Genomic DNA, 25600 nt, shown 5'->3' with positions numbered 1-25600 from the left:
GTATGAGCCCCGTCGTACTGATCACCGGCACCTCCTCGGGCATCGGCCTGGCCACCGCGGTGCAGGCCGCGCAGGCGGGTTACCGCGTGGTGGCAACGATGCGCGACACCGCCAAGGACGGCCGCCTCAAGGAGGCCGCGAGCGAGGCCGGGGTCGAGGTGGACGTGCGCAGGCTCGACGTCACCGACGCCGCGAGCGTGCGGGCGGCCGTTGACGGCGTCATCGCTGACTACGGGCAGCTGGACGCGGTCGTCAACAACGCGGGCGCTGGGCATGTCGGCACCGTCGAAACCGACGACGTGGCCAACTTCCGGTCGGTCATGGAGGTCAACTTCTTCGGTGTCGTCGAGCTGACCAAGGCCGCGCTGCCGCATCTGCGGGCCAGCAGCGGTCGCCTGGTCACGGTGACCAGTGTCGGTGGCGTCGTCGGCCAGCCGTTCAACGAGGCGTACTGCGCCGCCAAGTTCGCCGTCGAGGGCATGATGGAGAGTCTCGCGCCGGTTGCCGCGGCGCAGGGCGTGACCGTGACCGTCGTGGAGCCGGGTGCGGTGGCCAGCGAGTTCGTCAACAACGTGCAGATCGACCGGGGCGCCATCTTCGAGCAGATGGGCGTGTACGCCGGGTCGTTCAAGAACTACATGGGGCGTACCGGTGATTCGTTCGCCGCGGCGCAGACGTCCGACGAGGCCGCGCGGACCGTCGTGGAGGCGTTGACCGCCCAGAACCCGGCGTTCCGGGTGCAGACGTCGGAGTGGGCTCGCGAGTTCACCGGTCGCAAGCTGGCGGACAACGACGGGTCGGCTGTGCAGGAGTTGACGCGGGGCTGGATCGCCTGAACCGGCGGGTACCGGGGTTTCGGCAGCACGGACTCTGCCTACGCGGTGAGGTCCTTGCTGTAGAAGACTTCCGCGTACTGGCGGTCGGTGAACGCGGGCACCTCGACGTACCCGTGCTTCAGGTAGAGCTCACGCGCCTCGACCAGGTCGAGCCTGGTGTCCAGGATGATCTGGGAAGCACCCAGATCGCGGGCGGCGGAGTCGACGGCGGCCAGCATGAAGGCGCCGCCGCCGGTGCGGCGGCGTGCGTGGCGCACGAACATGCGGGTGAGCTCGACCGTCGAGTCGTCGACGATCTTCAGGCCCGCGCACGCGTCCGCGGTGCCGTGGTAGCGGCCGATCAGGAACACACCGGTCGGTGGGGCGAGATGGTCGCTGGGGGAACCCGCCAGGCCTTCCTCGATCTCCTCCGGTGTCGAGTCGCGGCCGAAGTGGTGCTGGTAATAGCGGTCGCTGACGTCGATGTAGAACTCCCGGAGCAGCGCGAGCGCCTCGTCGGATGCTACGTCCGCCAACGCTGCCGTCCAGGTCTGACTGGTGGTCATGAACCTCATTGTGGCCACGAGCGGATGATGTTCGCTCGCCATTTTCGGGTGCCTGGCCGATCCCGTTCGGTCCGAAGAGGACGGTCGCATCTCGGCTTTCAGGGACCCCGGTCTGAACACCCCAAGACCGTGGTCGGATGTGCACCCCGCCCCCACCCCCTACCGTGGTCACGATGTCCCTCTGGCGCGACGTGCTGGTGGCGGTCGCGGTGGCCGCCGTCAGCCTCCTGTTCACGGCCCCCGACCCGGTGGCCTCGTCGCTGGCGGTGGCCCTGAGCGCTCCGCTGGCGATCAGGCGCACCCACCCGGCGCTCGCCCTCGTGGTCGCCACCGCGGCGGCCGTCGCGCACGCGGCGCTGGTCGACACCTTGTCGGTGGCGGTCGTGACGGTCCCGGTGCTGGTCCACAGCTTCGCGCGGTGGGAACGGCGGGGGCTGGCGCTGACCGCGGTGGGCATCGCGCTGGCGGGTGCGGTCATCGGTCCGGTCACCTGGCACGCGGGGCAGCCCGCGAGCACCGTGGTCTTCACCGTCTCCGCATACGTCGCGGTGGTCGCCGGGGTCTACGTCGCCGGCTGGAGCGCTCGAGAGCGGGCTGCTGCCCTGGAACAGGCCGCGCGGGCCCAGGAACGCGCCGAGATCGCCCGTGAGGTGCACGACGTGGTGGCGCACTCGTTGTCGATGATCGCGGTGCAGGCCGAGGGTGCGAGTGCGCGCCCGGACAAGGCGGCCGACGTGCTCGCCGTGATCGCGGAGGAGTCCCGGCGAGCGTTGAACGAGATCCGCGACATGGTGGGGATGCTGCGGCGCGACGACTACCGTCCCGCACCCGGCCTGGACGACGTGGAGGAACTCGTCGAACGGCTCGGCGAGCGCGCTGAGCTGCGCATCGTCCACAACGGATCCCCGATCGGCCCGGTGCTGGGGCTCACCGTCTACCGGGTCGTCCAGGAGTCGCTCACGAACTTCGTGCGGCACGCCGGACCACAGGCCAAGGCCGAGGTGACCGTGGTCATCGGCGCCGACACCACCGACATCACCGTGCGGGACGACGGCCGCGGTGCGGAGGCGCGCCCGGATGGGCGTGGTCAGGGGTTGCGGGTGATGCGTGAGCGGGTGCGCGCGCACAACGGAACGTTGGTCGCGTCCGCGGTGGACGGCGGCTTCGAGGTCCGCGCAGTCCTGCCCACGAGGGGAGAGCCGTGCCGCTGAAGGTGTTCATCGTCGACGACCAGCGGCTGGTCCGGGACGGGCTGCGCATGATGATCGAGTCCGACGCCGCGCTGTCGGTCGTGGGCGAGGTAGCCGACGGCGCAGCCGCGGTCGACGCGCTCGAGACCGTGGCCGCCGACGTCGTGCTGATGGACGTGCGCATGCCGGTCATGGACGGCGTCGAGGCCACCAGGGCGCTGACCAGCAGAGGCCACGAGGCGAAGATCCTCATCCTGACGACGTTCGACCTCGACGAGTACGTGTTCGCGGCGCTCAAGGCGGGCGCGGCGGGTTTCCTGCTCAAGGACGCGCGCAAGGAGGAGTTGCTCTCCGCCGTGCACAACGTCGCGGACGGCGGCTCGGTCGTCGCCCCGACTGCCACGCGCAGGCTCATCACGCACGTGCTCGACGCGTTGCCCAAAGCACAGGACCCGAGGCTGAAAACCCTGTCCCAGAGGGAGATCGAGGTGCTGACGGCCATCGCGGACGGCGCCGTCAACCGCGAGATCGCCGCCCAGCTCCACATGGCCGAGGGCACGGTGAAGACCCACGTCGGCAACCTGCTGCAGAAGCTCGGCTGCCGCGACCGGGTCGGACTGGTGTTGTTCGCGTTCGAGTCCGGGCTGCGACCACGGTCGCAGTGAACAAAGGACCGCGGTCCGATGTGCTGACCAGCGCAAATCCCTAGCGTCGAAGGCGTGTCAGTCAGAGCTGAGAACCTCACCAAGACCTACGGGACGGGCGATGCGGCGGTGCCCGCGCTGCGCGGCGTGGACGTCGAGTTCGCGCAAGGCACGTTCACCGCGATCACCGGCCCGTCCGGCTCCGGCAAGTCCACGCTCATGCACTGCCTCGCCGGGCTGGACCGGCCGGACAGCGGACAGGTCTTCCTCGGCCGCGAGGAGATGACCGGCCTCGACGATCGGGAGCTGACGCGCGTGCGGCGCGACCGCATCGGGTTCGTGTTCCAGTCCTTCAACCTCGTCCCCACGCTCACCGCGCGGCAGAACATCCTGTTACCGCTGGAACTCGCCGGTCGGCGGGTCGACCAGCCGCGCTTCGACGAAGTCGTCGACGAGCTGGGGATCGCCGACCGCCTCGGGCACCGGCCGAGCGAGCTCTCCGGCGGCCAGCAGCAACGGGTCGCCATCGCGCGGGCACTCGTCACACGCCCCGCCGTGCTGTTCGCCGACGAACCGACGGGCGCGCTGGACTCCCGCAACGCCAGGGCATTGCTGGCGTTCCTGCGCGAGTGTCGCGAGCTGACCATCGTGATGGTGACGCACGACCCGGTCGCGGCGTCGTTCGCCGACCGCGTCGTGGTGCTGGGAGACGGGAGGCTGGTCGCGTGATCGCGCTCGCCGAGCTGCGCCACAACCCACGCCGCATCATCGCCGTCGTGCTGGCCATCATGATCAGCGTCGGCTATCTCGCGGCGTCCGTCACGGTGGTCGCGAGCGAGAGCGCCACGATGGAACGCGGCGTCATCGCCCGCGTGGCGAACACCGACGTCGTGGTCACCGTCGCCGGCCAGCACGCCGCAGAACAGAATTCCGGGCTGCTGCAACAGATCCGGCAGGTCGAGGGTGTCGAGTCCGCTGACCTCAGCTACCTGTCGCACGGGCGGGTCAGCGGGTCGTCGGAGTGGGTGCAGCAGCAGTCCGTGCCGGACAACCCGGCGCTGCGCTGGACCGGCCTCGCGGCGGGGGAGTGGCCGCAGGGCCCTGACGAGATCGCGCTCGGCACGGTCACCGCCGAGCAGCTCAACCTCGCCGTCGGCGACCAGATCACGATCAGCGACACCGGCTCGTCGGCGACGCTGAAGGTCACCGGGCTCACCCACGAGGGCAACTCGCTGCTGTCCGGTCTCGCTCAGTCCTCCTTCGTCGCGCCCGCGTTCTACACCGGGGCCAGCACCATCCGAACCTCGCTGCAGACCGAGATCCTGGTCATCGGCGTCGCCCCGGAACGGCTGGCAGAGAAGATCAGGGCCGTCGCGGGCGTCAGCGGCGTGGAGACGTCCGCCGAGTTCGTCCAGCGCAAGATGAGCGATCAGGCCGGCGGCGTGTTCGTGTTCCAGTTGCTGCTGCTGGTGTTCGGGGCGATCGCGCTGCTCGTCGGCGGAATCATGATCGTCAACACGTTCCTCGTGCTCGTCGCGCAACGACGCCGCCAGATCGGACTGCTGCGCGCGATCGGCGCCAGTGCTGCACAGGTCCGGCGCAACCTGCTCGTCGAGGCGCTGGTGATCGGTGCCGTCGGTTCGATCGCGGGAGCGCTGCTCGGCGTCGGAGTCGCCGCGCTCGTCGCACTGGGCATCGGTGAGCACCTCACCGTCCCCATCGGACAGATCGCACTGGTCGCAGCGACAGGAGTGGTCATCACCGTCCTGGCGGTGCTGGGACCGGCCAGACGGGCGACCCGCATCCCGCCGCTCGACGCGCTCAGGCCGGTCGCGGATCGGAGCACCGAACGCCGGTCGTCGAGGGTGCGGACCGCCGTTGCCGCTGTGCTCGTGGTCGGTGGCCTCGCCCTCAACACCGTGGAGGGGCCGTACGCCTTGCTGTTCGCGGTGGGCGGGCAGTTCGTGTGCGCGATCGGCTTGCTGCTGGCCACGGGTGCGTACCTGCCGCTCGTGCTGCGTGCACTGGGCAGCGTGGTCAGAGGACCGGTGGCGCGGCTCGCGGTGAGCAACACCCTCCGCAACCCAGGCAGGGCTGCGGCGACCGGCGCGGCACTCGTGCTGGCGGTAGGGCTGGTCGTCACGCTCCAGGTGGGCGCGGCGAGCATGAAGGCCACGGCGAACGACAACCTGGATGTCCGCTTTCCGGTCGACGTCACGGTGTCCGTGTTCGACGGCGCCTTACCCGCGCACACCGAGGCCGCCATCGCCAAGGTGGTCGGCATCGCCGAAGCGGAACCGCTGAAGGCGACCCGTGCGGCGCTGGGTGCCGCGCACCTGCGGGTGCTCGCCCACGAATCGGTGCCGGACGACCGGATCCTCGCGGACCCCTACCTGGCCACGAGCTCGACCACGCTGACCGGTACGACGGGGGCTGTGACGCTCCCGATCGTCCAGGACTTCCTGGCCCCGGCGGACACGCTGCTCGTCTCGCCCGCGGTCATGGAGCGGATCGATGCGAACGCGGTCGTCGGCACCGTGTGGGCGAAAGCCTCACCGGACGCGGACATCACGGAGCTGCGCGCGCAACTGCGGGCCGTGGTCGCGCCGATCCCCGGCGTCGAAGTCGGGGGTGGCCTGTCCGCCAAGGCCAGCTACCACGAGTTCCTGGACCGGATCCTGCTCGTCACCACGATGCTGCTGGCCGTGGCTGTGCTCATCGCGTTGATCGGGGTCGGGAACACGCTCAGCCTGTCGGTGCTCGAACGCACTCGTGAGTCGGCGTTGCTGCGGGCGCTCGGGCTGCAGGGCCACGATCTCCGCCGGATGCTGGCGATCGAGGCGGTGCTGCTGAGCCTGTCCGGGACGGTGGCGGGCATCGGGGCGGGAGTGCTGTTCGGCTGGGCCGGGACGCGGGCCATCAGCGCGGAGCTGAACTTCCGCGACACGGCGTTCGCGATGTCCGTACCTCAGACGGCCACCGTTGCGGCGGTGGCGATCGTGGCCGGCGTGGTGGCGTCGATCATGCCGGGACGACGCGCGGCACGAGCGTCACCGGTCGCGGCGCTGGCAGAGGAGTGAAGAGCCATGCGCGTGTCTCGACCTCCTTGACCGCCACGTGCACCGGCCGGTAGTCGGCGGGGTCGATGCCGCGGTGACCGTGTCGCACGACGGCCTGGTGGATCGTGTCGGAGACGATCAGCGCCAGGTCGGCGTGTGGGCGGCAGGTCAGCTCCCGGTACAGCGGCGGGGAGTTGACCAGGCGGCACGCGAGGTTCAGGTCGGTGCCGACCCAGCCGGCGCGACCGTGCAGCACCTCGCCCGCGTGCACCGCCACCCGGAGCCGGATCCGCGGTTCCACAGTTGAGTTGTGGTCGCGCAGAGCGGCAGCCAGCCGGGGAATCAGCGGGTCGAACAGATCCACTTTGGACACCGTAGGAGGTATCAGCACGATCATGCCGTCGCCGCGGTCCTCGATGACCAGCCGGTGCCGGGAGATGCCGCGGAACGCGGTGCGCACCATGGAGTCGAGTGCTGCCCGTGCACGGAGCTGGACGCGGTCGTTCCACCGGCCCGAGCCGGCCATGTCGACCACGACCAGCGAGCGGTACTCAGGATCGACCCGTCTTCCGAAACGCGATATTCCCTGTCGCACAGCATTCTCCCGTGTCGTCCGGTGTCTGCTGGTTCGAGTTTCGGTGCGGTGGCAGGGCATTTGACGCCACGGGATCGAACGTGACGGTGATGGCCGGACGTGGACAACCATGAACGGAGGTGGTGGTGATCAGTTGACGATTTCTGACAGCCTTGAACGCCGTGCGGGTTGACGGAAGGGGCTGGGCATGGTCCTCAAGCGCGAGGCGACTCCGACCGGCCCGGTGACCGACCTGTTCGACCGGTTGCACGAGTTGCACCTCGACGCGGGCGAGCCCGGAGTGCGCCAGATCGCGACGGGGATCGGCAGGGGCGTGCTCAGCTACACCACGGTGCACAACGTGTTCCGCGGGCCCAAAGTCCCCAAGTGGGGGCATCTCGAGCTGATCGTCGAGCAGCTCGGCGGTGACGTGGAGGCGTTCCGAACGCTGTGGCGAACGGCCCGGCTCGCCGAGCTGGCCGCACCCGGCCCGAATGAACCAGGTCCGGTCGAGCCCGAGCGGCACTCGGCGGCCCGCGACTACGGCCGGACGGAGCCGGACGCGGTTGCGGCGGGTCCGGTTGATCACGTCGATGACGGGCAGCAGTTCGACTTCGTCTTGGTGACGCACCGGATTCCGGTGCACGGCAGGCCGGATGCGGTCGCCGGAGGTGCGTGGACCTACAGCCCAGTTGGGGTGGACGCCATCTTGGGCGAGGAGGTCGGCGTCCGCAACGGCGCGTGGGTCGGCTGGTCGTGGCAACCGGGCGAGTCGGTCAGGTCCGCCGCGCTGGGGCGGGTTCATCTGAGGTCCATCGAGCTGTCGGACCGTGAGATCGAATGGCACAAGGAGGGGTACTGCAACTCAACGCTGTGGCCGATCTACCACGACTCGATTGAGCGGCCCGAGTTCCACAGGGACTGGCGGGACGCGCACCGGGTGGTCAACCGGAGGTACGCGGACGCGGTCACCCGTGTCGCCGCGCCGGGTGCGGTGGTCTGGGTGCACGACTACCAGCTGCAGCTGGTGCCAGCGATGCTGCGCGCGCTCCGACCGGATCTGCGGATCGGGTTCTTCCTGCACATCGCCCAGCCGCCGGTGGAGCTGTTCGGTCAGCTGCCGGAGCGGGAGGAGACGTTGCGCGGCCTGCTGGGCGCCGACCTGGTCGGGTTCCAGCACCCGCGTGGGGTGTCGAACTTCCTCCGGCTGTGCACCGAGCTGCTCGGGTTGGAGGTCGGCACCGACTCGGTCGTTGTCGACGGGCGGCGGGTGCGGGTCGAGGCACATCCGATCTCGGTGGACGTCGCGGCGATCGAGGAGGTGGTGAATCGGCCGCGGATCACGCGGCGGGCGGCGCAGATCCGCGCTGAGCTGGGCAATCCGCGGACGCTGCTGGTCGGGATCGACCGGCTCGACTACACGAAGGGAATCGAGCAACGACTACTGGCTTATGGGGAGCTGCTCGATGGTGGGCAGCTGTCCGCGGACTCGTCGGCGTTCCTCCAGGTGGCCACGCTCAGCCGGGAGAACCTCGCGAGGTACGCGCTCCTGCGGGAACGCGTCGACCGGTTGGCCGGGCACCTCAACGCCAGCTACGGGCGGATGGGGAACCCGGTCGTGCACTACACGAACCGGGTGCTCGACCGCGACGAGATCATGGCGCTGTACGTGGCCGCCGACGTCATGGTGGTGACGCCCTTGCGGGACGGCATGAACCTCGTCTCCAAGGAGTACGTCGCGAGCCGGGTCGACAACCGGGGTGTGCTGGTGCTGAGCGAGTTCGCGGGCGCTGCCCATGAGCTCAGCGAGGCGTTGCTGGTCAACCCCAACGACGTCGACGACCTGAAGAACGCCGTCCTGCGGGCCGTGGCGATGAGTCCGGCCGAGCAGGGACGCCGGATGGAGGTGATGCGGAAGCACGTGCGCGAGCACGACGCGCAGGCGTGGGTGGACGGGTTCCTCAAGGACCTCGGCTAGATCACCCGTTCGTTGCCGCCGTCGATCGGGACCTGGGCGCCGGTGGTGCACGCGAAGGTGTCCGAGCAGAGGGTCGCGACGAGCTCGCCGACGGCGGCGCTGGTGACCTCGGTGCCCAGCAGGTTGCGTCGCTTGTACTCGGCGACGGTCAGGCCGTAGTGCTCGGCGCGCTGGGCGAGCACCTCGGGGGTCCACAGGCCGGTGTCGAACACGGCGTCCGGGTGGACGGTGTTGACGCGGATGTTGTCGGCGGCCCACTCCAGTGCGGCGACGCGGGCCAGTTGGGTGACGGCTGCCTTCGACGCCGAATAGGCGGCCGCGCCCGGACCCGGTGCGGGCACGTTCTTCGACGCGACGACCACGACACGGCCGCCGCGCGGTGACAGCTTCAAAAGGGGGTGGACCTGAGCGAACAGGGTTGCGATCGACGAGGCGTTGACGGACATCGTGTGGTGCCACGCGGAGGCGTCCAGCGACGCGATCGGGGTGTTGCCGGGGAACACGCCCGCCGATGCCACGATCATGTCGATGCCGCCGAAACGTTCCACGCCAACGGAAAGGGCGTCCGCGACGGCTTGTGAGTCGGTGACGTCGACCTGGAGGCCGAGGTAGTCCGGTGTGCTGTCGGTCGGCGTCAGGTCTAGGCCGATGACGCTCGCGCCGCGTGCGCGCAACGCGTCCGCGCACGCGCGGCCGATGCCGGATGCCGCGCCGGTGACCAGTGCGACTTCGCCGGTGAACTCGGCCGGTGCGCCGGCGAGCCGGAGCTTGGCCTGTTCGAGTTCCCAGTACTCCATGTCGAACAGGTCGCTCGCCGGCAGTGCGCGGTAGCCGCCGAGTGCGTCGGCCCGCGTGATGATGCCGATCGTGTGGGCGTAGATGTCGAACGCGATGTCGGCGTCCTTGGCGCGCCTGCCGGCGGTCAGCACGCCGAGCTCGGGGTCGAGCACGACGCGCGGTGCCGGGTCGAGCATCGTCAGGCCTGGGCGGGCGTGGTCGGCGAAGTAGCGGCGGTAGTCGTCGGCGTAGCCGGAGACGTCCCTGCCGATCAGCGGGACGCGCTTGGTGCGGATCACGTGGTCCGGGGTCGCCGGTCCTTCCGCGGCAACGGAAGTGACGTCCGGGCGGGCGACGAAGGCCATCGACGCGCGGTCGGTGTGCCTGCTGACGATCATCGGTGAACCGGCGACGTCCGAGATCTGCTTGCGCAGGCCGGCCAGCACGACAGGAGCGACAGGAGGTGTTGCCGCAGCGGGGAAATCGAGCCTGGACAGGTGCGCTTCGGCCAGGCTGACCAGTTCGACGTGCCGGTTGTAGGCCTCTTGGGTGGTGGCGCCGAACGTGAACAGGCCGTGGTTCATCAGCACCATGCCGATGGTGTTGTACGTGACGTACCGGGGGAACAGCTCCGCGCACAGCTGGGCGAGCTTGAAGCCCGGCATCACGTAGGGGATCACGACGACGCGGCCGCCGAAGACCTCCTCGACACGGGGCTTCTCGAGGTTGGTCAACGTGATCACGGCGTCGGCGTGGCTGTGCAGCACCGCCCGGTGCGGCAGCACGGCGTGCAGCAGCGTCTCGACGCTCGGGTCGGGTGCGCTGGCATCGAGCAGTGCGCAGCGCAGCTCGTTCATCATTCCGCTGTCCGGCAGCGACGGGACGGTCAGCAGCTCGCGCAACCGCTCGAGCCGCAGCGGCGCGAACCCGGCGCGCTCGATCGACGACAGGTCCCAGCCGCTTCCCTTGACGTACAACACGTCCACCGGTGAGCCGGTGACGTCCCGGACGGTCACCTTGACGGACGTGTTGCCGCCGCCGTGCAGCACCAGGTCCGGTTCGCGGCCGAGCAGGCGGGAGCCGTACACGCATTCGTCGAGCGGGTCAGAAATCGTTTCAGCCCAGCGGTTTTCCATGGAAGACCCGTTCGTCGGTGATGATCGCGGTCACCAGGTCCGCAGGGGTGACGTCGAAGGCGTAGTTGAGGGCGTTGGGCACACCGACCTCGGCGGGGTCGCGGATCTCGATGTGGACGTCCGCGCCCGACGCGGTGGCCAGGTCGACCGTCGACTCCGGGGCGGCGACCACGAACGGGATTCCGGCGCGCGCGGCGGCCAGCGCGAGCGGGTAGGTGCCGATCTTGTTGACGACGTCGCCGTTCGCGGCGATCCGGTCCGCACCTACGACGACCGCGTCGGCCAGTCCGCGGGCGATCACGGTCGGGCCGGCCGAGTCGACCACGACGGTGTGCTCGACGCCCATTCGCGCCAGCTCCCACGCCGTCAGCCGGGCGCCCTGCAGCAGCGGGCGCGTCTCGTCGACGTACACGTGGCCCAGCGAACCGGTTTCGTGCAGCGCCCGCACCACACCCAGCGCGGTGCCCCACTCGACGCAGGCCAGTGCGCCCGCGTTGCAGTGCGTCTGCACGTTGACCTTGCGGCCCAGTCGCTCCGCGAGCCACGAGGCGCCGCGGAACCCGAGCACGCGGTTGCGGCGGATGTCGTCCTCCAGCACGTGCACGGCCTCGGCGGTCATCGCGTCGACGCCCTGCGGCAGCAGCGCCAGCACGCGGTCGACGCCCCAGGCGAGGTTCACCGCGGTGGGCCGGGCGGCGCGCAACCGGGCCGCGTCCGCGCGAACGTCACCACCTTTGTGCGCGGACAGCGCCACGCCCAGCGCACCCGCGACGCCCAGCGCGGGCGCGCCGCGGACGGCGAGCCGCTGGATCGCGTCGACGAGCTGGTCGACGTCGTCGATCTCCACGACCTTCAGCTCGCCGGGCAGCAGCGTCTGCTCGATCGCGATGATCCGTCCGTCCACCCAGTCGATCGTCCGCATGGACTCTTTCTACAGCTCGCGCAGCAGCAGTACGTCTGGTGCTGACCCTCAGTGATCGCCCCGGTGAGGAGAGTCACCGACAGTAGGGGTGTTCGACGTCCGTCACCGACTGCCACGATCGAATCGCGCTCCGCAACGGTGCGGAGGGTGTACGAGGAGCATCGAGTGGCGAACCCCATCCCCGACCTGTCCGGTCTGAACGTCTTCGTCGGCGGCCCGATCCAGCACGCCATCCAGGGCACCGGCTTCCACGACCCGCTGCGCGACGCGATCAGCGACGTGATCGAGGCCGTCCGAATCGCGAACGGCACCGTCTTCTCCGCGCACGAGGCCGAGCGGTTCGGCGCCGACACCGCGCGGTTCACGCCGGACCAGGTCGCCGTCAGGGACTTCAGCTGGATGCGGCGCTGCGACGTGTTCGTGCCCGTCCTGCCGGTCGACGAGAGCGGCGAGCTGCTGCGCACCGACGGCACGCACGTCGAGCTCGGCTGGGCGTCGGCGCTGGACAAGCCGATCGTGGTCGTCACGAGTGCGCCGGTCAGCGAGCACGCGAGCCATCTGCTGCGCGGACTTCGTTCCGCGGCAAGGGTGTCGTTCTTCGACATCACGCGCATCCGGCGCGACCGCGCCCATCTGCTCGCCCTGCTCGAGTCCGGCGCGCTGGAGGTCGCCCGATGACCGCGATCGTCGAGAACCCCGCCCGCGCGACCGTGCTGGGCATGGAGCTGTCCTCACCGGTGGTCGTCGGCTCCGGACTGCTCACCGACCAGGAGCGCAACATCCGCAGGCTGCTCGACGGCGGCGGGGGCGCGGTGATCACCAAGACCATCCACCCGAACCCGCCGCCCGGCGGTGACGAGCGGATCGTCCGGCTGCCCACCGGCATGCTCAACAGCACCACGTACTCGCGCAAGAGCGTGACCGAGTGGTGCGACGTGATCAGCCGGTTCGCCGACGAGAAGCTGCCGGTAATCGCGAACCTGCACGCGGACTCACCGCGTGAGCTCGCGGAGCTGGCCGAACGCGTGGTCGCCGCCGGCAGCCCCGCGCTGGAGCTCGGATCTCGTGCATCAACGAGTCCGAGGAACTGGCCGAAACCCCGCACCGCGTTGCCGCGTACGCGAAAGCCGTCCGCGAGCGGGTGACCGTGCCGTTCAGCGTCAAGCTCGCGCTCGGCGAAGGCGCACCGGCGCGCGTCAGAGCGGCGATCGACGCGGGCGCGGACGCGATCACCTTGAGCGACACCATCTCCGGCATCGCGGTCGACCCGAGCAGCGGCGAGGTGCGGCTGGCAGGCGCGTACTCCGGTGCCGGCATCAAGCCGCTGGTGCTCGCGGAGATCTTCGCGTTGCGGCGGCAGGGGATCGCGATCCCGGTGCTGGGCAGCGGCGGCGTGCAGGAGGCGTCCGACGTCGTCGAGTACCTCAGCGTCGGCGCGCACGCCGTGCAGGTGTACACCGCGCTGCACAAGGACATGCACGAGACGCTCAAGTCCATCCGCGACGGAGTGGAGGCGTGGCTGCGCGCCCGGCATCTGACCGTGGCGGACGTGCGAGGACGGAGCCTGCGGTGAACTACGGCGACCTGACCAGCTCCGAGGTCGTCGACGCGATGCGCGGCGCCACGCTGATCTGGCCCATCGGCGGGCTGGAGCAGCACGGGCCGCACCTGCCGCTGTCCATCGACTACGACATCCCGGTCGCACTCGCACACGAGGTCGCGTCCCGAGTGGATGGTTACGTGCTGCCGGGGCAGCCGGTCTCGGCGCGGTCGTTGCCGCAGAGCGGTGGCGGGCTGCACTTCCCCGGCACGGTGCACCTGCGCGGCACGACCTTCATCAACTACTTGACTGACGCGTTGCGCTCGCTGGAACCACTTCAGCTCGGTAGGTTGGTCGTGATCAACGGTCACTACGAGAACGAGGCGTTCGTGTTCGAAGCGCTCGACGAGTGCCGCGGCGACAGCGAGATTCTCGCCTTCAGCTGGTGGAGCCTGGTCGACGACGACTGGGTCGCCGAGCACGTGCCCGGCTTCCCCGGCTGGCACGCCGAACACGCGGGCGTCACCGAGACGAGCCTGATGATGCACCTGCGCCCCGAGGTCGTGCGGCCAGCGCGACCCGATCACGAGACGCCGCCGCGCGCCGGGATCTACGTGCACCCGCTGGACGCGAAGCGCATGTCGACGGACGGCGTGCTGTCCAGGACGTCCGGTGCGTCGGCCGAGCTGGGCAAGCGGCTCTTCCACCACGTGGTCGACAACGCCGTCGACCTGATCGAGTCCGGGTACGGCATGCGGTGACCCGCCTCGCCGTGGTGGCGGCCTGCCTCCTGCCGACCGCGCTGGACCTGACGATCCTCACGCTCGCCGTGCCGTCGCTGATCCGGCAGCTCGGCGCGTCGCCGCGCGAAGTCCTGTGGATCGCGGACATCTACTCGCTGCTGATGGTCAGCATGGTGCTCGTCACCGGCCCGTTCGGCGACCGCATCGGCCACAAGCGGTTGCTGCTCAACGGTTTGGTCATCTTCGGGCTGGCGTCGGTGTGCTGCGCCTTCGCGTCCAGCCCGGCTCTGCTGATCGCGGGACGCGCGCTGCTCGCCGTGGCCGCGTCGATGATCATCCCGGCGACGCTCGCGATCATCAGGCAGATCTACCCCGGCGACCGGGAACGCGGGTTCGCGATCGGCGTGTGGAGCGCGGTGAACGCGGGCGGCGCCGCACTCGGGCCGGTCGTGGGCGGCCTGCTGCTCGAACACTTCTGGTGGGGCTCGGTGTTCCTGGTCAGCGTGCCGTTCGTGGTGGTCGCACTCGCCGCGGCTGCGCTGGTGCTGGTCAACGAACCCGCTGCCGCCCCGGAACCGTGGGAGCCCGCGTCACCGCTGCTCGTGGTCGCCGGTGTCATCGGGGTGATCTACACGGTCAAGGACCTCGCGCACGGCGGAACCGTTGTCCTGCCCGCGATTCTCGGCGCCGGCTGCCTGTTCCTGTTCGTGCGCAGGCAACTCCGTGCCGAGCACCCGATGCTCGACCTCACGCTGTTCCGCTCACCGCTGCTGCGCGCGGGCGTGACGACGGTCGTCGTGCCGGTGCTGGTGGTCGTGGGGTTCGAACTCCTGCTGGGACAACACCTCCAGCTCGCGCTGGGCATGTCGCCGTGGGAGGCGGCGGTGTTCCTGCTGCCGATGCCGCTGGCCGCCTTCTTCGCCGCGTTGTGCGGTGGTGCGCTCGGCCTGCGCTTCGCCGTTCCGCTCGGCCTCGGTGCCGCCGCCGTGGGTTACGCGGGGCTGGCGGCGTCGGCGGACCACGTGGTGATGTCCGTCTGCCTGGTGCTCATCGGCGGCGGCTACGGCATGGTGCAGACGGCGGCCTCCGACGCGATCATGAGCGGCGCGCCGCCGGAACGCGCCGGATCGGCGGCCGCCGTCGAGTCCGTGTCGTACGAACTCGGCGCGGGACTCGGCGTCGCACTGCTCGGCAGCCTGATGGGCGCGTTGACCATGGCCGGGTTCGCCGACGGCTTCCGCGTGGTCGCGGTCGTGTGCGCGGTGCCGTTGCTGCTGGTCGGCGGTTACGTGCTGCTGCGACGGTCCAGGTACGCGGCGATGCCGTCCAGGTAGAGGTTCAGGCCGAAGTTGAAGTCGGCCCCCAGGTCCTGCTCGTCGTAGAGCGTGTCGTAGTCGAACACGCCCGCGTCGACGACCTTCGCCAGCGCCGGCATCTCGCGCGGGTCGACGAACCGGCGCAGCGCCGCGGCGTACACGCGGCTGAACGCCTCCGGGTTCTCCCGGTACCCCTCGGCCAGCTCGAAGCTCAGCCGCAGCTCGCCGTGCAGGTAGGTGATCAGGCCCATCACGATGCCGACCTTCTCGCCCTCCTCCAGCGGCGTGTCCTCCAGTGCGCTGAGCCCGCGGTCGAACCACGCCAGGTTGTTCGGGCCGATCGGCGGGCCGCTGATCGTGACCTGCGCGTACCAGGGGTGCTTCTGGAACGAGGCCATGATCGCCTCCGACCACGTGGTCAGCCCGATCCGCCAGTCGCCGCCCGGCAGGACGGGCGGTGGGTCCAGTGCACCGTCCGTCATCAGCGCGAGCAGCTCGTCCTTGCTCTTCACGTGCCGGTAGAGGGCCATCGTCGCGTTGCCGAGCTCGGCCGCGACACGCGCCATCGACACGGCCGCGAGCCCCTCGGCGTCCGCAACGGCGATCGCGGCGCGGGTGATGTCAGCGGCCGTGAGCGAAGGCTTGCGACCTCGGCGCGGTGTCTCACGCACACCCCAGAGCAGCGTGATCTCCGGGGGCAGCTCGGTCATGACGATCAGTCTAGGCCCTTGCCGCTTTTATGCGTATCACCTACGCTATCGTGCGTATGTCATACGCATAAAGGGGGTTTCGGGTGATTGTCGAGGTGGAGGGACTGCGGAAGACCTACGGGTCGGCCGTGGTGCTGGACGGGGTCGACCTGAAGGTCGCCGAGGGGTCGGTCTTCGGGTTGCTGGGGCCGAACGGGGCCGGGAAGACCACGACGATCCGGATACTGAGCACGTTGTCGCGTGCCACGTCCGGCGAGGTGCGGGTCGGCGGGTTCGACGTGCGGCGCGAGCCCGCGAAGGTGCGCGGCGTGATCAGCCTGACCGGCCAGTACGCGGCGGTCGACGACGAGCAGACCGGCCGGGAGAACCTGGTGATGGTCGCGCGGCTCATGCGGCTCGCCCGGCCCGCCGCGCGCAGGCGTGCCGATGAGCTGCTGGAGCGGTTCGACCTGGTCGATGCGGCCGACCGCAGGGTGAAGACGTACTCGGGTGGCATGCGGCGCAGACTCGACCTCGCGATGAGTCTCGTCGCCGGCCCGAGGGTGATCTTCCTCGACGAGCCGACGAGCGGGCTCGATCCGGTCAGCCGCACGACGATGTGGGACGCCATCGCGGACCTCGTCCGCACCGGCACGACGATCTTCCTCACCACGCAGTACCTCGAGGAGGCCGATCGGCTGGCCGACCGGATCGTGCTGCTGTCCAAGGGGAAGGTCGTGGCGGACGGCACGACCGACGCGCTCAAGTCGCAGGTCGGTGGTGACCGGCTCGATCTCCACTTCGACGACCGGTCCGCCGTGGAACGCGCCGCGGCGTGCGTCGGCGGGCACGTGTTCGCCGAGCGGCTGGTGCTCGGCATCGCGTCGGACGGCAGCGCCGCGCACCTGCACCACGTGCTGGACTCGTTGCGGCAGAACGATATCGCCGTGCTCAGGGTGTCGTCGCACCGGCCGACGCTCGACGACGTGTTCATCGCGCTCACGGCGGGGGTCGCGGCATGACGCTCACGTTGATCGGGCGCAGCGTCCGGCTGACCCGCCGCAACCCGGACACGCTGCTCATGTCGATCCTGTTGCCGCTCATGATGATGGCGCTGTACGTGTACGTGTTCGGCGGCGCCATCAACACCGGGACCGCGTACATCAACTACGTGGTGCCCGGCACCATCGTGCTGTGCACCGGATACGGCGCCACGTCCACCTCGATGGCGGTCGCCGACGACATGCGCAAGGGCATGATCGACCGGCTCAGGTCGTTGCCCATTCGCGGTTTCGCCGTGCTGACCGGTCACGTGGCCGCGAGCGTCACGCGCAACGCGCTGGCCACCGCGATCGTGGTCGTCGCCGCGGTGGCGATGGGGTTCCGCCCGTCGGCATCGGTCGCGGACTGGGTGCTGGCGATGGGGTTGCTGCTGCTCTACGTGCTCGCGCTGTCGTGGCTGGGCGCCGCGGCGGGTGTGGTCGCCAAGTCCGTCGAGTCGGCGAGCGTGCTGAGCTTCTTCATGCTGTTCCTGCCATACCTGAGCAGCGCGTTCGTGCCGACCCACACGATGCCCGCGTTCCTGCGCGGGGTGAGCGAGCACCAGCCGATCACGCCGGTCATCGAGACCGTGCGCGGCCTGCTGACCGGAACGCCGATCGGGTCGACGGGGTGGGTCGCGCTGGTGTGGGCGTCCGGGCTGCTGCTCGCGTCCTTCACGCTCGCCACCTGGCTGTACCGCCGCCGCACCAGCGACTAGGACGGCCGGCGCGTGCCGATGCGGACTGTGCTCGAATTCATGTGCGACCCCCAGGTGCACGATCTTAGGGTGTGCGCATGTCGGTTACCGCTCTGCTGAGCTTCACGCTCGTCGCGTTGCTGACCGTGGTCACGCCCGGTCTGGAGACGCTGCTCGTCGTGCGCACCGCGTTGCTCAGCGGCCGCCGGGTCGCGTTGGGTGTGGTCGCGGGCAGCACGCTGGGGTGCCTGGTGTGGGCGACCGCGGGGCTCGTCGGGCTCACCGCGTTGCTGACGACGTCGAAGCTCGCCTACGACATCGTCCGCATCGTCGGCGCCGCGTACCTGGTGTACCTGGGCGTGTCCGCGTTGTGGGCGGCGCGCAAACCCGAGCCGGTGCAGGAGACCCCGCGCGTCGAGGTGCGGTTCAGCTCCGCGTTGCGCGTGGGTCTGCTGACGAACCTGTTGAACCCCAAGCCCGGCGTGTTCTACATCAGCCTGCTGCCGCAGTTCCTGCCCGCGGGCGAACCGGCGGCCTGGGGAGTCCTGCTGGTCGGCATCCACCTCGCCATCGGGCTCGTGTGGCTGCCGACCGTCGCCTGGACCGCGGACCGGGCGCGCAGGATCCTCCTGCGGGACAAGGTCAAGCTGTGGCTCGACCGGGTCACCGCCTCCGTGCTCATCGGGCTCGGCGTGAAGCTCGCCGTGGACTAGTCGCCCGCTTGCTGCCACGGACCGAACTGGCCGTCCGGGCCGGACGCGGTCTGCTTGCGCTCGTGCAGCTTCGCGTCGCCGCCGACGACCAGCACTCGCACCAGGCCCATCGCGTCGCGCACCGCGGCCGGGGCGATCTCGGCGTAGCCGCCCAGGTCCTGCCACGCGCCGAACGAGCCGGTGGCCTTCTTCTTCGCCACGCTGATGCCGTAGGCGTCGTTGCGGGTGAAGGCGAACACGGCGGGCTTGTCGCCTGCCGACGCCGCCGCGGCCACCGGGCCGACACCGCCCTGGCCACCGATGTGCGCCAGCGCCCCGAAGGTGCCGTTCGGCGTCGACTCGGCCAGCGTGCCGATCGCGCCGTCACCGTGCTCACGCGTGAGGACGCGGACCTTGCCGTTGTCCACGGTCACCGCGGGCGCGTGCGTGCTCTCGGCCGTCACCGGCTTCAGCACCATCGACGCCTGCGGGTCCTGCTGCCAGTGCAGCAGGCTGCCGTTGCCGTCGCAGAACACGTGCATCCGGCCGCTCGGCGCGGTGAGCGCGACCGGCGGGGACATGACGACACCGTTGGTGGCCGGTGCCGCGGTCCACGCGCTGAAGCCGCCGTTCTCCTCCCACGCGTTGCTGAGCTCGTCGTTGCGGTTGACCGCGAACAGCTCCAGCTCGCCGCCGTGGTTCACGCCGAAGCACGGCGTGCCGTACGCGGGGGCCGCGCCGTCCGGGTTGCCGACGCTGGACCAGCTGCCGAAACCGGCGCCCGGTCCGGTCTGGCGGGCGGTCATGATCGCGCCGGTCTCCAGGCTCAGCACGGCGATCTGGAGCAGGCCGTCGCCGCGCTTCGCCACCGCGACGCCCGGCGCGTACGTGCCCGCGGTCAGGCTCACCGGGCCGACCCACGCGCCGTTCACCGGCTGGTGCCAGTGCATCACCGAGTCGCCGGCGACGATGAACGCGTGCAGCGCGCCCGTGCCGTCGGTCGCCGCCCACGGCGAGACCACCGGCCAGCGCTGGTAGTTGCGGGACACGTTGCGGTCGAACCGGTCACCGGTGATCGGGTCGTGCTCCGCGTAGGCCGCGTATCCGGCGGCCTTGGTGCCGCGCAACGCGTCCGGCACGTTCTCCGGCGACGTCTCGGTGTTGTAGCAGCGGTAGCGGGTGAGCAGTGCGAACTTCCGGCCGTCCGGACCCTCGTACGCCTTGACCGCCTTCTGCGCGAACAGCGCCGCGTAGACGTGGTCCTCGTGCTCGGGATCGGTCAGGCCGGGCAACGCGTCGTTCGGGTGCGGGTCCTGGATGCGGATCACCGTCGGCTGGTACTCCTGCAACAGCTCCAGGAGCACGTTGTTCAGGTCGTTCTGGTTGTACTGCTGGACGAACCCGACCGGGCTGTCCGTCGGCAGGATCGTGTCGGTCACGTAACCGGCGTCCAGCCACAGGTTCTTCAACGCGTCCCGGTGCAGCGGGTCACCGCCGTCCGGCAGGCTCAGGTAGATCAGCTGCACGTTCGGCTGGCCGACCAGGGTGTCGATCTCGACGACCATCGTCGCGACCGTCTTGGTGGCCCTGGTCCAGTTGTTGGGCTTCCCGGCCAGCGCGGCGTACCCGCTGCGGGAGCCTTCCTGCACGCTCGCGGCGAGGTCCTCGCGCGACCAGCCCCCGTCCTCCCAGCCCTCGTTCTCGTCCGCGCCCAGGATGATCGTCCGCACCGGCTGTCCGGAGAGGATGGACGGCTGGATGTCCGGGTTGAGGAACAGGAGGTCGTCGTCGGTGTGCGCGACGATCTGCACGAAACTGCCGCCGCCGGGCAGGCTCTGCGCCCCGCCCCCCACGGCGAACGCGATACCTGAATTTGCGCCGATGGCGGTCGCCGCCGCGGCGGTGACACCGGCCGCGAGCACGGCACGCCGACTGACGTGTGCCATGAGAATCCCCCCAGGATTTCCCTCTAACAACAACTAATCCCCAGGACGCGTTCGCCCTGGGGAGGTTGCTTGCGACTCCAATCTACTGGTCGTGTTCCACGTCGACCTCGGTGATGTGCTCGAACGGGTGGTCCGCTCCGGTCAGCACCGGGTCGAACCGCGTCTCGCCCTTCAGGTAGCGCTGGAAGAACGCGGACAGGTACCCGGCGCCGACGATCCGCTGCTGCTCCTCGGTCAGCTGCTTCTGCTCCGCGTGCGAAGCGTCGTTCGTGCGGCAGTTGCCGGGCGCGACGCCGTCGTGGTCCGCGTCGTCCCCGGAGTCGACCTGGCCGCTCGACGGCGACCACTGGGTGTTGAAGAAGGTGTGGTTCGCGCCGTGGACGGTCAGCAGGTGCAGCGGCGCGGTGTTGCGCGTCGCCGCGTCCTCGAAGTACTGCCGCGCTGCCGGGTTGCTGACCTTGTCGCAGGCGCCGATCACGGTCATGAACGGGATCTGCGAGACCACCGAGTCGGCGCCGCCGCTGGGGATCGGCTCCAGCGCGATCACCGCCTTCACCCGCACGCCCTGCGGCCACTCGCCGTGGTAGCCGTCCGCGGAGTGCCGCGCGGCGGACCGGCCACCCTTGGAGTGGCCCATCACGCCGACGCTGGTCATGTCGACGTGACCCCGCAGTTCGCCGAACGCGCCCGCGAGCGGGCCTTCACCCGAGGCGGACAGCCGCTGCCACGCGGCGAGGTGCTCGTTGATCAGGGCGGCGCGGTCGGCGAAGTCGTCGGGGCCGTGCTGTCCGCCGTTGATGTGGTTGGCGTTGATCGAGACGACGACGAAGCCCTTCGCCGCGAGGTCGCCGCCGAGGTAGTCGTAGCCGCGGTAGCTCGGGATGGGCTCGATGCCCTCGGCGCACGGCCACCGGTACAGCTCGCCGTTCGGGTTCCGGTCCGCGCAGGTCGCGTAGTAGCCGTGCAGGATCACCACGAGCGGGTGAACCCCGCTGATGTCGGCAGGGTGGTGCACCACAGCGGGCAGTCCGGGCGTGAGCTCGTACTCGGCGGTGCGGACCTCGTCGGCCGCCGCCGTGCCGGCCAGGCCCGCCACCAGCAGGGATACCGCTAGAAGCAGTCGCAACATGGTCCACATTCCTACCGGCGCCACGTCCGGGCGTGGTCCACGTTTCGTAATGGTCCTGCTACAGACGGCCGCTACGATCGCGCCCGTGCACAAGAGATCCGTCGGATGAACACCCTCGAACGGGACAGCGAGCTCCGGCGGATCGAGGCGGCACTGGAGTCGGCGACGCGCGGCGAGGGTCGTGTCGTCCTCATCGAGGGACGCGCGGGCATCGGCAAGACCCGCCTCGTCCACGCCACCCGTGAGCTGGCCAAAGCCCGCGGGTTCGGCAGGCTCCAGGCCGTCGGTGACGCGCTGGAGAGCGCGATGGCGTGGGGTGTCGTCCGGCAGATGGTCGAGCGGTCCGTGTCGCGCTACAGCGGCGAGATCAGGGAGAAGATCCTGGCAGGCCCGTCCGGCGCCGCGCTGAAGGCGCTGGACCAGGCGGTCGTGGACCCGAGCGAGGCCGAGCTGGCCCGCACCCTGCACTCGCTGTGGTGGGTGGCCGTCGACCTGTCGTCGACCCGGCCGCTGCTGATCACCGTGGACGACGCGCACTGGGCCGACCTGTCGTCGCTGCAGTTCCTCGTCTACCTCTCACGGCGGATCGCCGACCTGCCGATCGCGCTGGTCGTCGCGACCAGGCCGCCCGCCGAGAACACCGGGCCGCTCGCGCAGCTGAGCGTGTCGCGGCAGGCGGAACGGCTGCTACCGCGCCCGCTGAGCACCGAGGCACTGGGTGCGCTGATGTGCGACCGCAGGCCCGCCGCCGAGGTCGTCGCCGCCGTGCACGCGGCGAGCGGCGGCAACCCGTTCCTCGCCGGCGTGCTCGTCGACGAGCTGGCCGCGCTGGCGTTGCCACTGGACCAGGCCTCGACCGCCGAACGGGTCGGCAGGCTCGGGCCGAGCACGGTGTTCCGCGCGGCGCTCGGACGCGTGTCCGCCGAGGCTGTCCGGCTCGCCGGCGCGGCCGCGGTGCTGGGTACGGGGAGCGACCCGTGGCTGGCGGGTGAGCTGGCCGGGCTCGACGCGAGCGAGCTGTCCGGTGCCGTCGAGGCGCTGGCCGCCGCGAACGTGCTGACCAGCGACGATGACCACCTCGTGTTCGCGCACCCGGTCGTGCGCGAGGCCGTGCTGACCGACCTCGGACCGGTCGCCCGCGCCGCGCTGCACGCCCGCGCGGCGACGTCACTGCTGGCCGCGAACGCACCCGTCGACCGCGTCGCCGCGCACCTCGTCCAGGCGCCGAAGGGCACGCTGCCGGACGCGGCGGGCGTGCTGCGCAGGGCCGCCACCGCGCTGCTGGCCGCCGGTGACGCCGCCACGGCGGTCGCCCACCTGACTCGCGCGATCGACGAGGCTCCCGACGACGCGGGCCTGCGGGCCGAGCTGGGCCGGGCGCTGCTGAGGTGCGGTGACGCGGCCGAGGCGCAGCGCCAGCTCAGGGCGGCCGCGGCCGGGTTGCCCGATGCCGAGTTGGTCGCCGCCGCGGCGTCGGCGACGGCCGTGGTGGACGGACCGCTGGCGGCGATCGCCGAGCTGACCGACGCGATCCGGACCCGGCCGGGCGGCGACGGCAGGCTGCACCTGGAGGCGCGGCTCGCCGTGATCCGGTCGTTCCTGCCGGACCAGCGCCAGGCCGCGTCCGACCACCTGACCTCGTACGCGGCGCTCAGCGGCGGCACGCCGGACGAGCGCACGCTGCTCGGACTGCTCGCGCAGATGGGCCGCTACGAGGTGTGGCCCGCGGACGAGGTCGCCGCGACGGCCGTGCGCGCACTGGCCGGTGGCGCGTACTTCGACGACGCCACTGGCAGCACCGACGCGATGGTGGCGTGGCTGGTGGCGCTGCTGGCACTCGTGTCCGCGGACGGCGTGGCGGACGCGAGCCGGGAGATCGACCGCGCACGGCTGCGCGTGCGGGCGCACGGGTCGCCGGTCGAGTACGCGATGGTGGCCAACGCGGACATGTTCCTGAAGTGGCGGCTCGGCGACGTGACCTTCGTGGACGCCGAGGCCAACGGCGCGCTCGCCGCGGTCCGCGACGAGGAACCGGTGCCGCAGGTCGTCGCCTTGCGGGCGACGTCGACGCACTTCGCGGCCTACGCGGCGTTCGAACGCGGCGATCTCGACGGCGCGGCGGACGCGCTGGCCGCGTTCGACGCCGAGCAGTCGCTTCGGATGATGCCGACCATCTGGCTGCACGAGCCGCGCGCGTTGCTCGCGCTCGCGCGGGGCAACCCCCAGCTGGCGCTGTCCGAGGCCTACCTGCAGCGCGACCAGATGCGCGCGGTCGGCGTCGACCCGCCCACGATCCCGTGGCGCGAGCCGGCCGCGCGGGCGTTGCTGCAGCTCGGCGACGAGGCGACCGCGCTGGCGCTCGCCGAGGAACAGCTGGTCGTGGCGCGGAAGTGGGGTGCGGCGACCGAGGTGGGGGTCGCGCTGCGACTGCTCGCGCACGCCGATCCCGCGCGGCGGCTCGCGCTGCTCACGGACTCCGTGTCCGCTCTGGAACGGTCGCCCGCACGGCTGCAACGGGCCAGGTCGCTCGTGGACCTGGGGGAGGCGCTGCGGGTGGCCCGGCGCCGCACGGACGCGCGGGAGCCGTTGCACCTGGGCATCAAGCTGGCGGCCGAGTGCGGGTCGTCCGTGCTGCGCACGCGTGCCGTCAAGGCGCTGGAGGCACTGGGTGACCGGCCGCGCAGGCAGGTGTTCGCCGGGCCGGAGGCGCTGACCGCGTCCGAGCGCCGGGTCGCGGACCTGGCCGCGCTGGGCAGGGCCAACAGGGAGATCGCGCAGGAGCTGTTCGTGACGCCCAAGACCGTTGAGAATCACCTCGGGCGCATCTACACCAAGCTCGGCATCAGCGGCCGGAGAGACCTGGCTCGCGTACTCGCCTGATGCAGATGCGCGTGGGGGTGGGCCTGATACACCCATCTTTTCGGCTTTTTTCTTGAGGGTCGTCCCCTCATGCCTTTGGGGGTCCCGCTCCTAGAACCTTTACCTACCACAGGAACTCACCGAGGTAGGGGAAGAAAATGATCCGCAAGGCCATCATCGCCGCCGCCACTCTCTCCACCGTCGTTCTGCCGGGCATCGCGTCCGCAGACCCGATCGTCGGCCAGCCGGCACCCTGCGTGCGGCTCACCGACGTCACCGGGCCCGCCTTCGACGTCAAGCAGTGCGGCGTCAGCGACGTCGACCAGTTCCGGGCGGGTCTCGAGAACAACGGCAACGCCTACTGCGGGCCCGCGTCGCTCTACAACGTCCTCCACTACTGGGGGCACGAGAAGAACGCGCCGGTCGGGTGGCAGACCACCAAGACCAAGAACCTCGACCCGATGGATCAGGCCGACTACAACGTCATCACCAACTCGATCTGGCGCATCGGGGTGGACTCGTCGTACAACGGTGGTACCAAGATGAGCAACCTGCAGACCGCGTGGAACATCGCTACCAAGCCTGCTCGTGATGCTGGGTGGGCCACCGCTGTCGGCAACATCAACTCCAAGGACACCGCCGACTTCTCCGGCGAGTTGGCCAAGAAGCTCAACCGCGGGCCTGTGCAGATGGTTTACGGTCGCTACTCGGCTGGGCCGCAGGCTGGAAGTTTGCAGCGTGGTGGTGGGCACATCGTGACTGTTGTTGCCGCCAAGGGGTCGTTCAACGGTTCCACCGTGCAGCTCAAGCTGGCCGACCCAGGGCGTGCTGGTGACCACGGGTCTGATGGGTACCTGAGCACGCAGTCCGACTACGAGTCGCTCGACGTGACGTTGACCAAGAAGACCATCTCTCAGTACTCGCCGGTTTCCGATGACGCTGACACGCCTGAGGACGAGAGTCTGCAGCCTGGGACGTACACCAACGTTGTGCGGTGGGAGCTGACTGGGCCGCGGTACGTCGGGTCCACGCGTCAGATGGTGGAGACGTTCAACTGGTTCGACATGGCTCCGCCGGTTGGCTGATCGTTGGGTTGGGCCCCGTCCTTTTTGGGCGGGGCCCTTTTGTGTGCTGCTCGTGGGTTAAGTGGTTGGGGCGCTGCCCCTCTTGGGTTCTATTGATCGTTGCAACACCTGGGTTGTGAGCAGGGGTTGCAGTGGTCGAGAACCGGAAGTGTCGTGCATCGCAGAGGTCGAAGAAGCTGGTGGTTGAGTGCCAGGTTTATCT

At 70.2% G+C, this 25600-nt stretch carries 23 protein-coding genes; 16 read left to right on the top strand and 7 right to left on the bottom strand.

What is annotated here, in order from left to right:
- Positions 1–2 precede the first annotated feature (2 nt).
- Positions 3–836: an SDR family NAD(P)-dependent oxidoreductase gene (locus tag FKR81_RS36925; RefSeq protein ID WP_146358882.1), complete on the top strand. Its 834-nt coding sequence runs from the start codon at positions 3–5 to the stop codon at positions 834–836.
- Positions 837–874: 38 nt separating this feature from the next.
- Here the strand turns inward: FKR81_RS36925 and FKR81_RS36920 are convergent, their stop codons facing one another.
- Positions 875–1381 (bottom strand): GNAT family N-acetyltransferase, encoded by a 507-nt coding sequence (locus FKR81_RS36920; protein ID WP_146358880.1) that lies wholly within the window; start codon positions 1379–1381, stop codon positions 875–877.
- A 173-nt stretch (positions 1382–1554) separates the two neighbouring features.
- Here FKR81_RS36920 and FKR81_RS36915 point away from each other — a divergent pair, with 173 nt between their 5' ends.
- The 4 genes from FKR81_RS36915 to FKR81_RS36900 are packed head-to-tail and all read left to right on the top strand — an operon-like array spanning position 1555 to position 6295.
- Positions 1555–2592 (top strand): sensor histidine kinase, encoded by a 1038-nt coding sequence (locus tag FKR81_RS36915; RefSeq protein ID WP_146358879.1) that lies wholly within the window; start codon positions 1555–1557, stop codon positions 2590–2592.
- Positions 2583–3236, top strand: a complete 654-nt coding sequence (locus tag FKR81_RS36910; RefSeq protein WP_146358877.1) for a response regulator — start codon at positions 2583–2585, stop codon at positions 3234–3236. The genes FKR81_RS36915 and FKR81_RS36910 overlap by 10 nt, the downstream gene beginning before the upstream one ends.
- 54 nt (positions 3237–3290) lie before the next feature.
- Complete coding sequence (locus tag FKR81_RS36905) at positions 3291–3944, top strand: ABC transporter ATP-binding protein (RefSeq protein WP_235922119.1); 654 nt, start codon at positions 3291–3293, stop codon at positions 3942–3944.
- Positions 3941–6295 (top strand): ABC transporter permease, encoded by a 2355-nt coding sequence (locus FKR81_RS36900; RefSeq protein ID WP_146358873.1) that lies wholly within the window; start codon positions 3941–3943, stop codon positions 6293–6295. The genes FKR81_RS36905 and FKR81_RS36900 overlap by 4 nt, the downstream gene beginning before the upstream one ends.
- Here FKR81_RS36900 and FKR81_RS36895 read toward each other — a convergent pair.
- A complete protein-coding gene (locus FKR81_RS36895; protein ID WP_235922118.1) occupies positions 6237–6869 on the bottom strand; it encodes a hypothetical protein in 633 nt (210 codons plus the stop codon). The genes FKR81_RS36900 and FKR81_RS36895 overlap by 59 nt on opposite strands.
- A gap of 187 nt (positions 6870–7056) precedes the next feature.
- Here FKR81_RS36895 and FKR81_RS36890 point away from each other — a divergent pair, with 187 nt between their 5' ends.
- A complete protein-coding gene (locus tag FKR81_RS36890; protein ID WP_146358871.1) occupies positions 7057–8826 on the top strand; it encodes an alpha,alpha-trehalose-phosphate synthase (UDP-forming) in 1770 nt (589 codons plus the stop codon).
- On the opposite strand, the gene FKR81_RS36885 is transcribed toward FKR81_RS36890, so the two are convergent.
- A complete protein-coding gene (locus FKR81_RS36885; protein ID WP_146358869.1) occupies positions 8823–10739 on the bottom strand; it encodes a bifunctional aldolase/short-chain dehydrogenase in 1917 nt (638 codons plus the stop codon). The two genes, FKR81_RS36890 and FKR81_RS36885, sit on opposite strands and share 4 nt — an antisense overlap.
- Positions 10720–11661 carry an S-methyl-5-thioribose-1-phosphate isomerase gene (gene mtnA, locus FKR81_RS36880; RefSeq protein ID WP_146358867.1) on the bottom strand — a complete coding sequence of 314 codons (942 nt, stop codon included), beginning with the start codon at positions 11659–11661 and terminating at the stop codon, positions 10720–10722. Before mtnA ends, FKR81_RS36885 begins: the two co-directional genes overlap by 20 nt.
- Before the next feature lie 165 nt (positions 11662–11826).
- On the opposite strand from mtnA, the gene FKR81_RS36875 reads away from it, so the two are divergent.
- The 5 genes from FKR81_RS36875 to FKR81_RS36860 are packed head-to-tail and all read left to right on the top strand — an operon-like array spanning position 11827 to position 15278.
- Positions 11827–12339 (top strand): nucleoside 2-deoxyribosyltransferase, encoded by a 513-nt coding sequence (locus FKR81_RS36875; protein ID WP_146358865.1) that lies wholly within the window; start codon positions 11827–11829, stop codon positions 12337–12339.
- On the top strand, positions 12336–12806 hold the full coding sequence (locus FKR81_RS44550; protein ID WP_222598520.1) for a beta/alpha barrel domain-containing protein: 471 nt from the start codon (positions 12336–12338) through the stop codon (positions 12804–12806). The genes FKR81_RS36875 and FKR81_RS44550 overlap by 4 nt, the downstream gene beginning before the upstream one ends.
- Positions 12803–13234, top strand: coding sequence for a hypothetical protein (locus FKR81_RS44545; RefSeq protein WP_235922117.1), 432 nt, complete (start codon positions 12803–12805; stop codon positions 13232–13234). Before FKR81_RS44550 ends, FKR81_RS44545 begins: the two co-directional genes overlap by 4 nt.
- Positions 13231–13962: a creatininase family protein gene (locus FKR81_RS36865; RefSeq protein ID WP_222598519.1), complete on the top strand. Its 732-nt coding sequence runs from the start codon at positions 13231–13233 to the stop codon at positions 13960–13962. Before FKR81_RS44545 ends, FKR81_RS36865 begins: the two co-directional genes overlap by 4 nt.
- Positions 13959–15278 carry an MFS transporter gene (locus FKR81_RS36860; RefSeq protein WP_146358863.1) on the top strand — a complete coding sequence of 440 codons (1320 nt, stop codon included), beginning with the start codon at positions 13959–13961 and terminating at the stop codon, positions 15276–15278. Before FKR81_RS36865 ends, FKR81_RS36860 begins: the two co-directional genes overlap by 4 nt.
- Here FKR81_RS36860 and FKR81_RS36855 read toward each other — a convergent pair.
- On the bottom strand, positions 15230–15970 hold the full coding sequence (locus FKR81_RS36855) for a TetR/AcrR family transcriptional regulator (RefSeq protein ID WP_146358861.1): 741 nt from the start codon (positions 15968–15970) through the stop codon (positions 15230–15232). The genes FKR81_RS36860 and FKR81_RS36855 overlap by 49 nt on opposite strands.
- A gap of 83 nt (positions 15971–16053) precedes the next feature.
- Between FKR81_RS36855 and FKR81_RS36850 the strand changes: the two genes are divergently transcribed.
- The 3 genes from FKR81_RS36850 (at position 16054) to FKR81_RS36840 (ending at position 18400) form a co-directional block, all read left to right on the top strand.
- Complete coding sequence (locus FKR81_RS36850; protein WP_146358859.1) at positions 16054–16971, top strand: ATP-binding cassette domain-containing protein; 918 nt, start codon at positions 16054–16056, stop codon at positions 16969–16971.
- On the top strand, positions 16968–17708 hold the full coding sequence (locus tag FKR81_RS36845; RefSeq protein ID WP_146358857.1) for an ABC transporter permease: 741 nt from the start codon (positions 16968–16970) through the stop codon (positions 17706–17708). Before FKR81_RS36850 ends, FKR81_RS36845 begins: the two co-directional genes overlap by 4 nt.
- 77 nt (positions 17709–17785) lie before the next feature.
- Complete coding sequence (locus FKR81_RS36840; RefSeq protein WP_146358855.1) at positions 17786–18400, top strand: LysE family translocator; 615 nt, start codon at positions 17786–17788, stop codon at positions 18398–18400.
- On the opposite strand, the gene FKR81_RS36835 is transcribed toward FKR81_RS36840, so the two are convergent.
- Positions 18397–20325, bottom strand: coding sequence for a PIG-L family deacetylase (locus FKR81_RS36835; protein ID WP_146358854.1), 1929 nt, complete (start codon positions 20323–20325; stop codon positions 18397–18399). The genes FKR81_RS36840 and FKR81_RS36835 overlap by 4 nt on opposite strands.
- An 82-nt stretch (positions 20326–20407) precedes the next feature.
- Positions 20408–21454, bottom strand: coding sequence for an alpha/beta hydrolase family protein (locus FKR81_RS36830; protein WP_146358853.1), 1047 nt, complete (start codon positions 21452–21454; stop codon positions 20408–20410).
- A 105-nt stretch (positions 21455–21559) separates the two neighbouring features.
- Here FKR81_RS36830 and FKR81_RS36825 point away from each other — a divergent pair, with 105 nt between their 5' ends.
- Together FKR81_RS36825 and FKR81_RS36820 are read left to right on the top strand one after the other, a co-directional pair.
- Positions 21560–24334 carry a helix-turn-helix transcriptional regulator gene (locus FKR81_RS36825; protein WP_146358852.1) on the top strand — a complete coding sequence of 925 codons (2775 nt, stop codon included), beginning with the start codon at positions 21560–21562 and terminating at the stop codon, positions 24332–24334.
- Positions 24335–24471: 137 nt separating this feature from the next.
- On the top strand, positions 24472–25398 hold the full coding sequence (locus FKR81_RS36820; protein ID WP_146358851.1) for a hypothetical protein: 927 nt from the start codon (positions 24472–24474) through the stop codon (positions 25396–25398).
- Positions 25399–25600 lie beyond the last annotated feature (202 nt).

This window comes from Lentzea tibetensis, assembly GCF_007845675.1.
In the GTDB taxonomy this organism is placed as follows: domain Bacteria; phylum Actinomycetota; class Actinomycetes; order Mycobacteriales; family Pseudonocardiaceae; genus Lentzea; species Lentzea tibetensis.
This window is presented reverse-complemented; position numbering and strand designations above follow the sequence as displayed.

Excerpts from the sequence above, each read along its gene's own strand:
- FKR81_RS36825 (WP_146358852.1), top strand. The coding sequence starts at position 21,560 with ATGAACACCCTCGAACGGGACAGCGAGCTCCGGCGGATCGAGGCGGCA.
- FKR81_RS36840 (WP_146358855.1), top strand. The coding sequence starts at position 17,786 with ATGTCGGTTACCGCTCTGCTGAGCTTCACGCTCGTCGCGTTGCTGACC.
- mtnA (WP_146358867.1), bottom strand. The coding sequence starts at position 11,661 with ATGCGGACGATCGACTGGGTGGACGGACGGATCATCGCGATCGAGCAG.
- FKR81_RS36835 (WP_146358854.1), bottom strand. The coding sequence starts at position 20,325 with ATGGCACACGTCAGTCGGCGTGCCGTGCTCGCGGCCGGTGTCACCGCC.
- FKR81_RS36885 (WP_146358869.1), bottom strand. The coding sequence starts at position 10,739 with ATGGAAAACCGCTGGGCTGAAACGATTTCTGACCCGCTCGACGAATGC.
- FKR81_RS36890 (WP_146358871.1), top strand. The coding sequence starts at position 7,057 with ATGGTCCTCAAGCGCGAGGCGACTCCGACCGGCCCGGTGACCGACCTG.
- FKR81_RS36915 (WP_146358879.1), top strand. The coding sequence starts at position 1,555 with ATGTCCCTCTGGCGCGACGTGCTGGTGGCGGTCGCGGTGGCCGCCGTC.
- FKR81_RS36830 (WP_146358853.1), bottom strand. The coding sequence starts at position 21,454 with ATGTTGCGACTGCTTCTAGCGGTATCCCTGCTGGTGGCGGGCCTGGCC.
- FKR81_RS36855 (WP_146358861.1), bottom strand. The coding sequence starts at position 15,970 with ATGACCGAGCTGCCCCCGGAGATCACGCTGCTCTGGGGTGTGCGTGAG.
- FKR81_RS36925 (WP_146358882.1), top strand. The coding sequence starts at position 3 with ATGAGCCCCGTCGTACTGATCACCGGCACCTCCTCGGGCATCGGCCTG.
- FKR81_RS36820 (WP_146358851.1), top strand. The coding sequence starts at position 24,472 with ATGATCCGCAAGGCCATCATCGCCGCCGCCACTCTCTCCACCGTCGTT.
- FKR81_RS44550 (WP_222598520.1), top strand. The coding sequence starts at position 12,336 with ATGACCGCGATCGTCGAGAACCCCGCCCGCGCGACCGTGCTGGGCATG.
- FKR81_RS36920 (WP_146358880.1), bottom strand. The coding sequence starts at position 1,381 with ATGACCACCAGTCAGACCTGGACGGCAGCGTTGGCGGACGTAGCATCC.
- FKR81_RS36845 (WP_146358857.1), top strand. The coding sequence starts at position 16,968 with ATGACGCTCACGTTGATCGGGCGCAGCGTCCGGCTGACCCGCCGCAAC.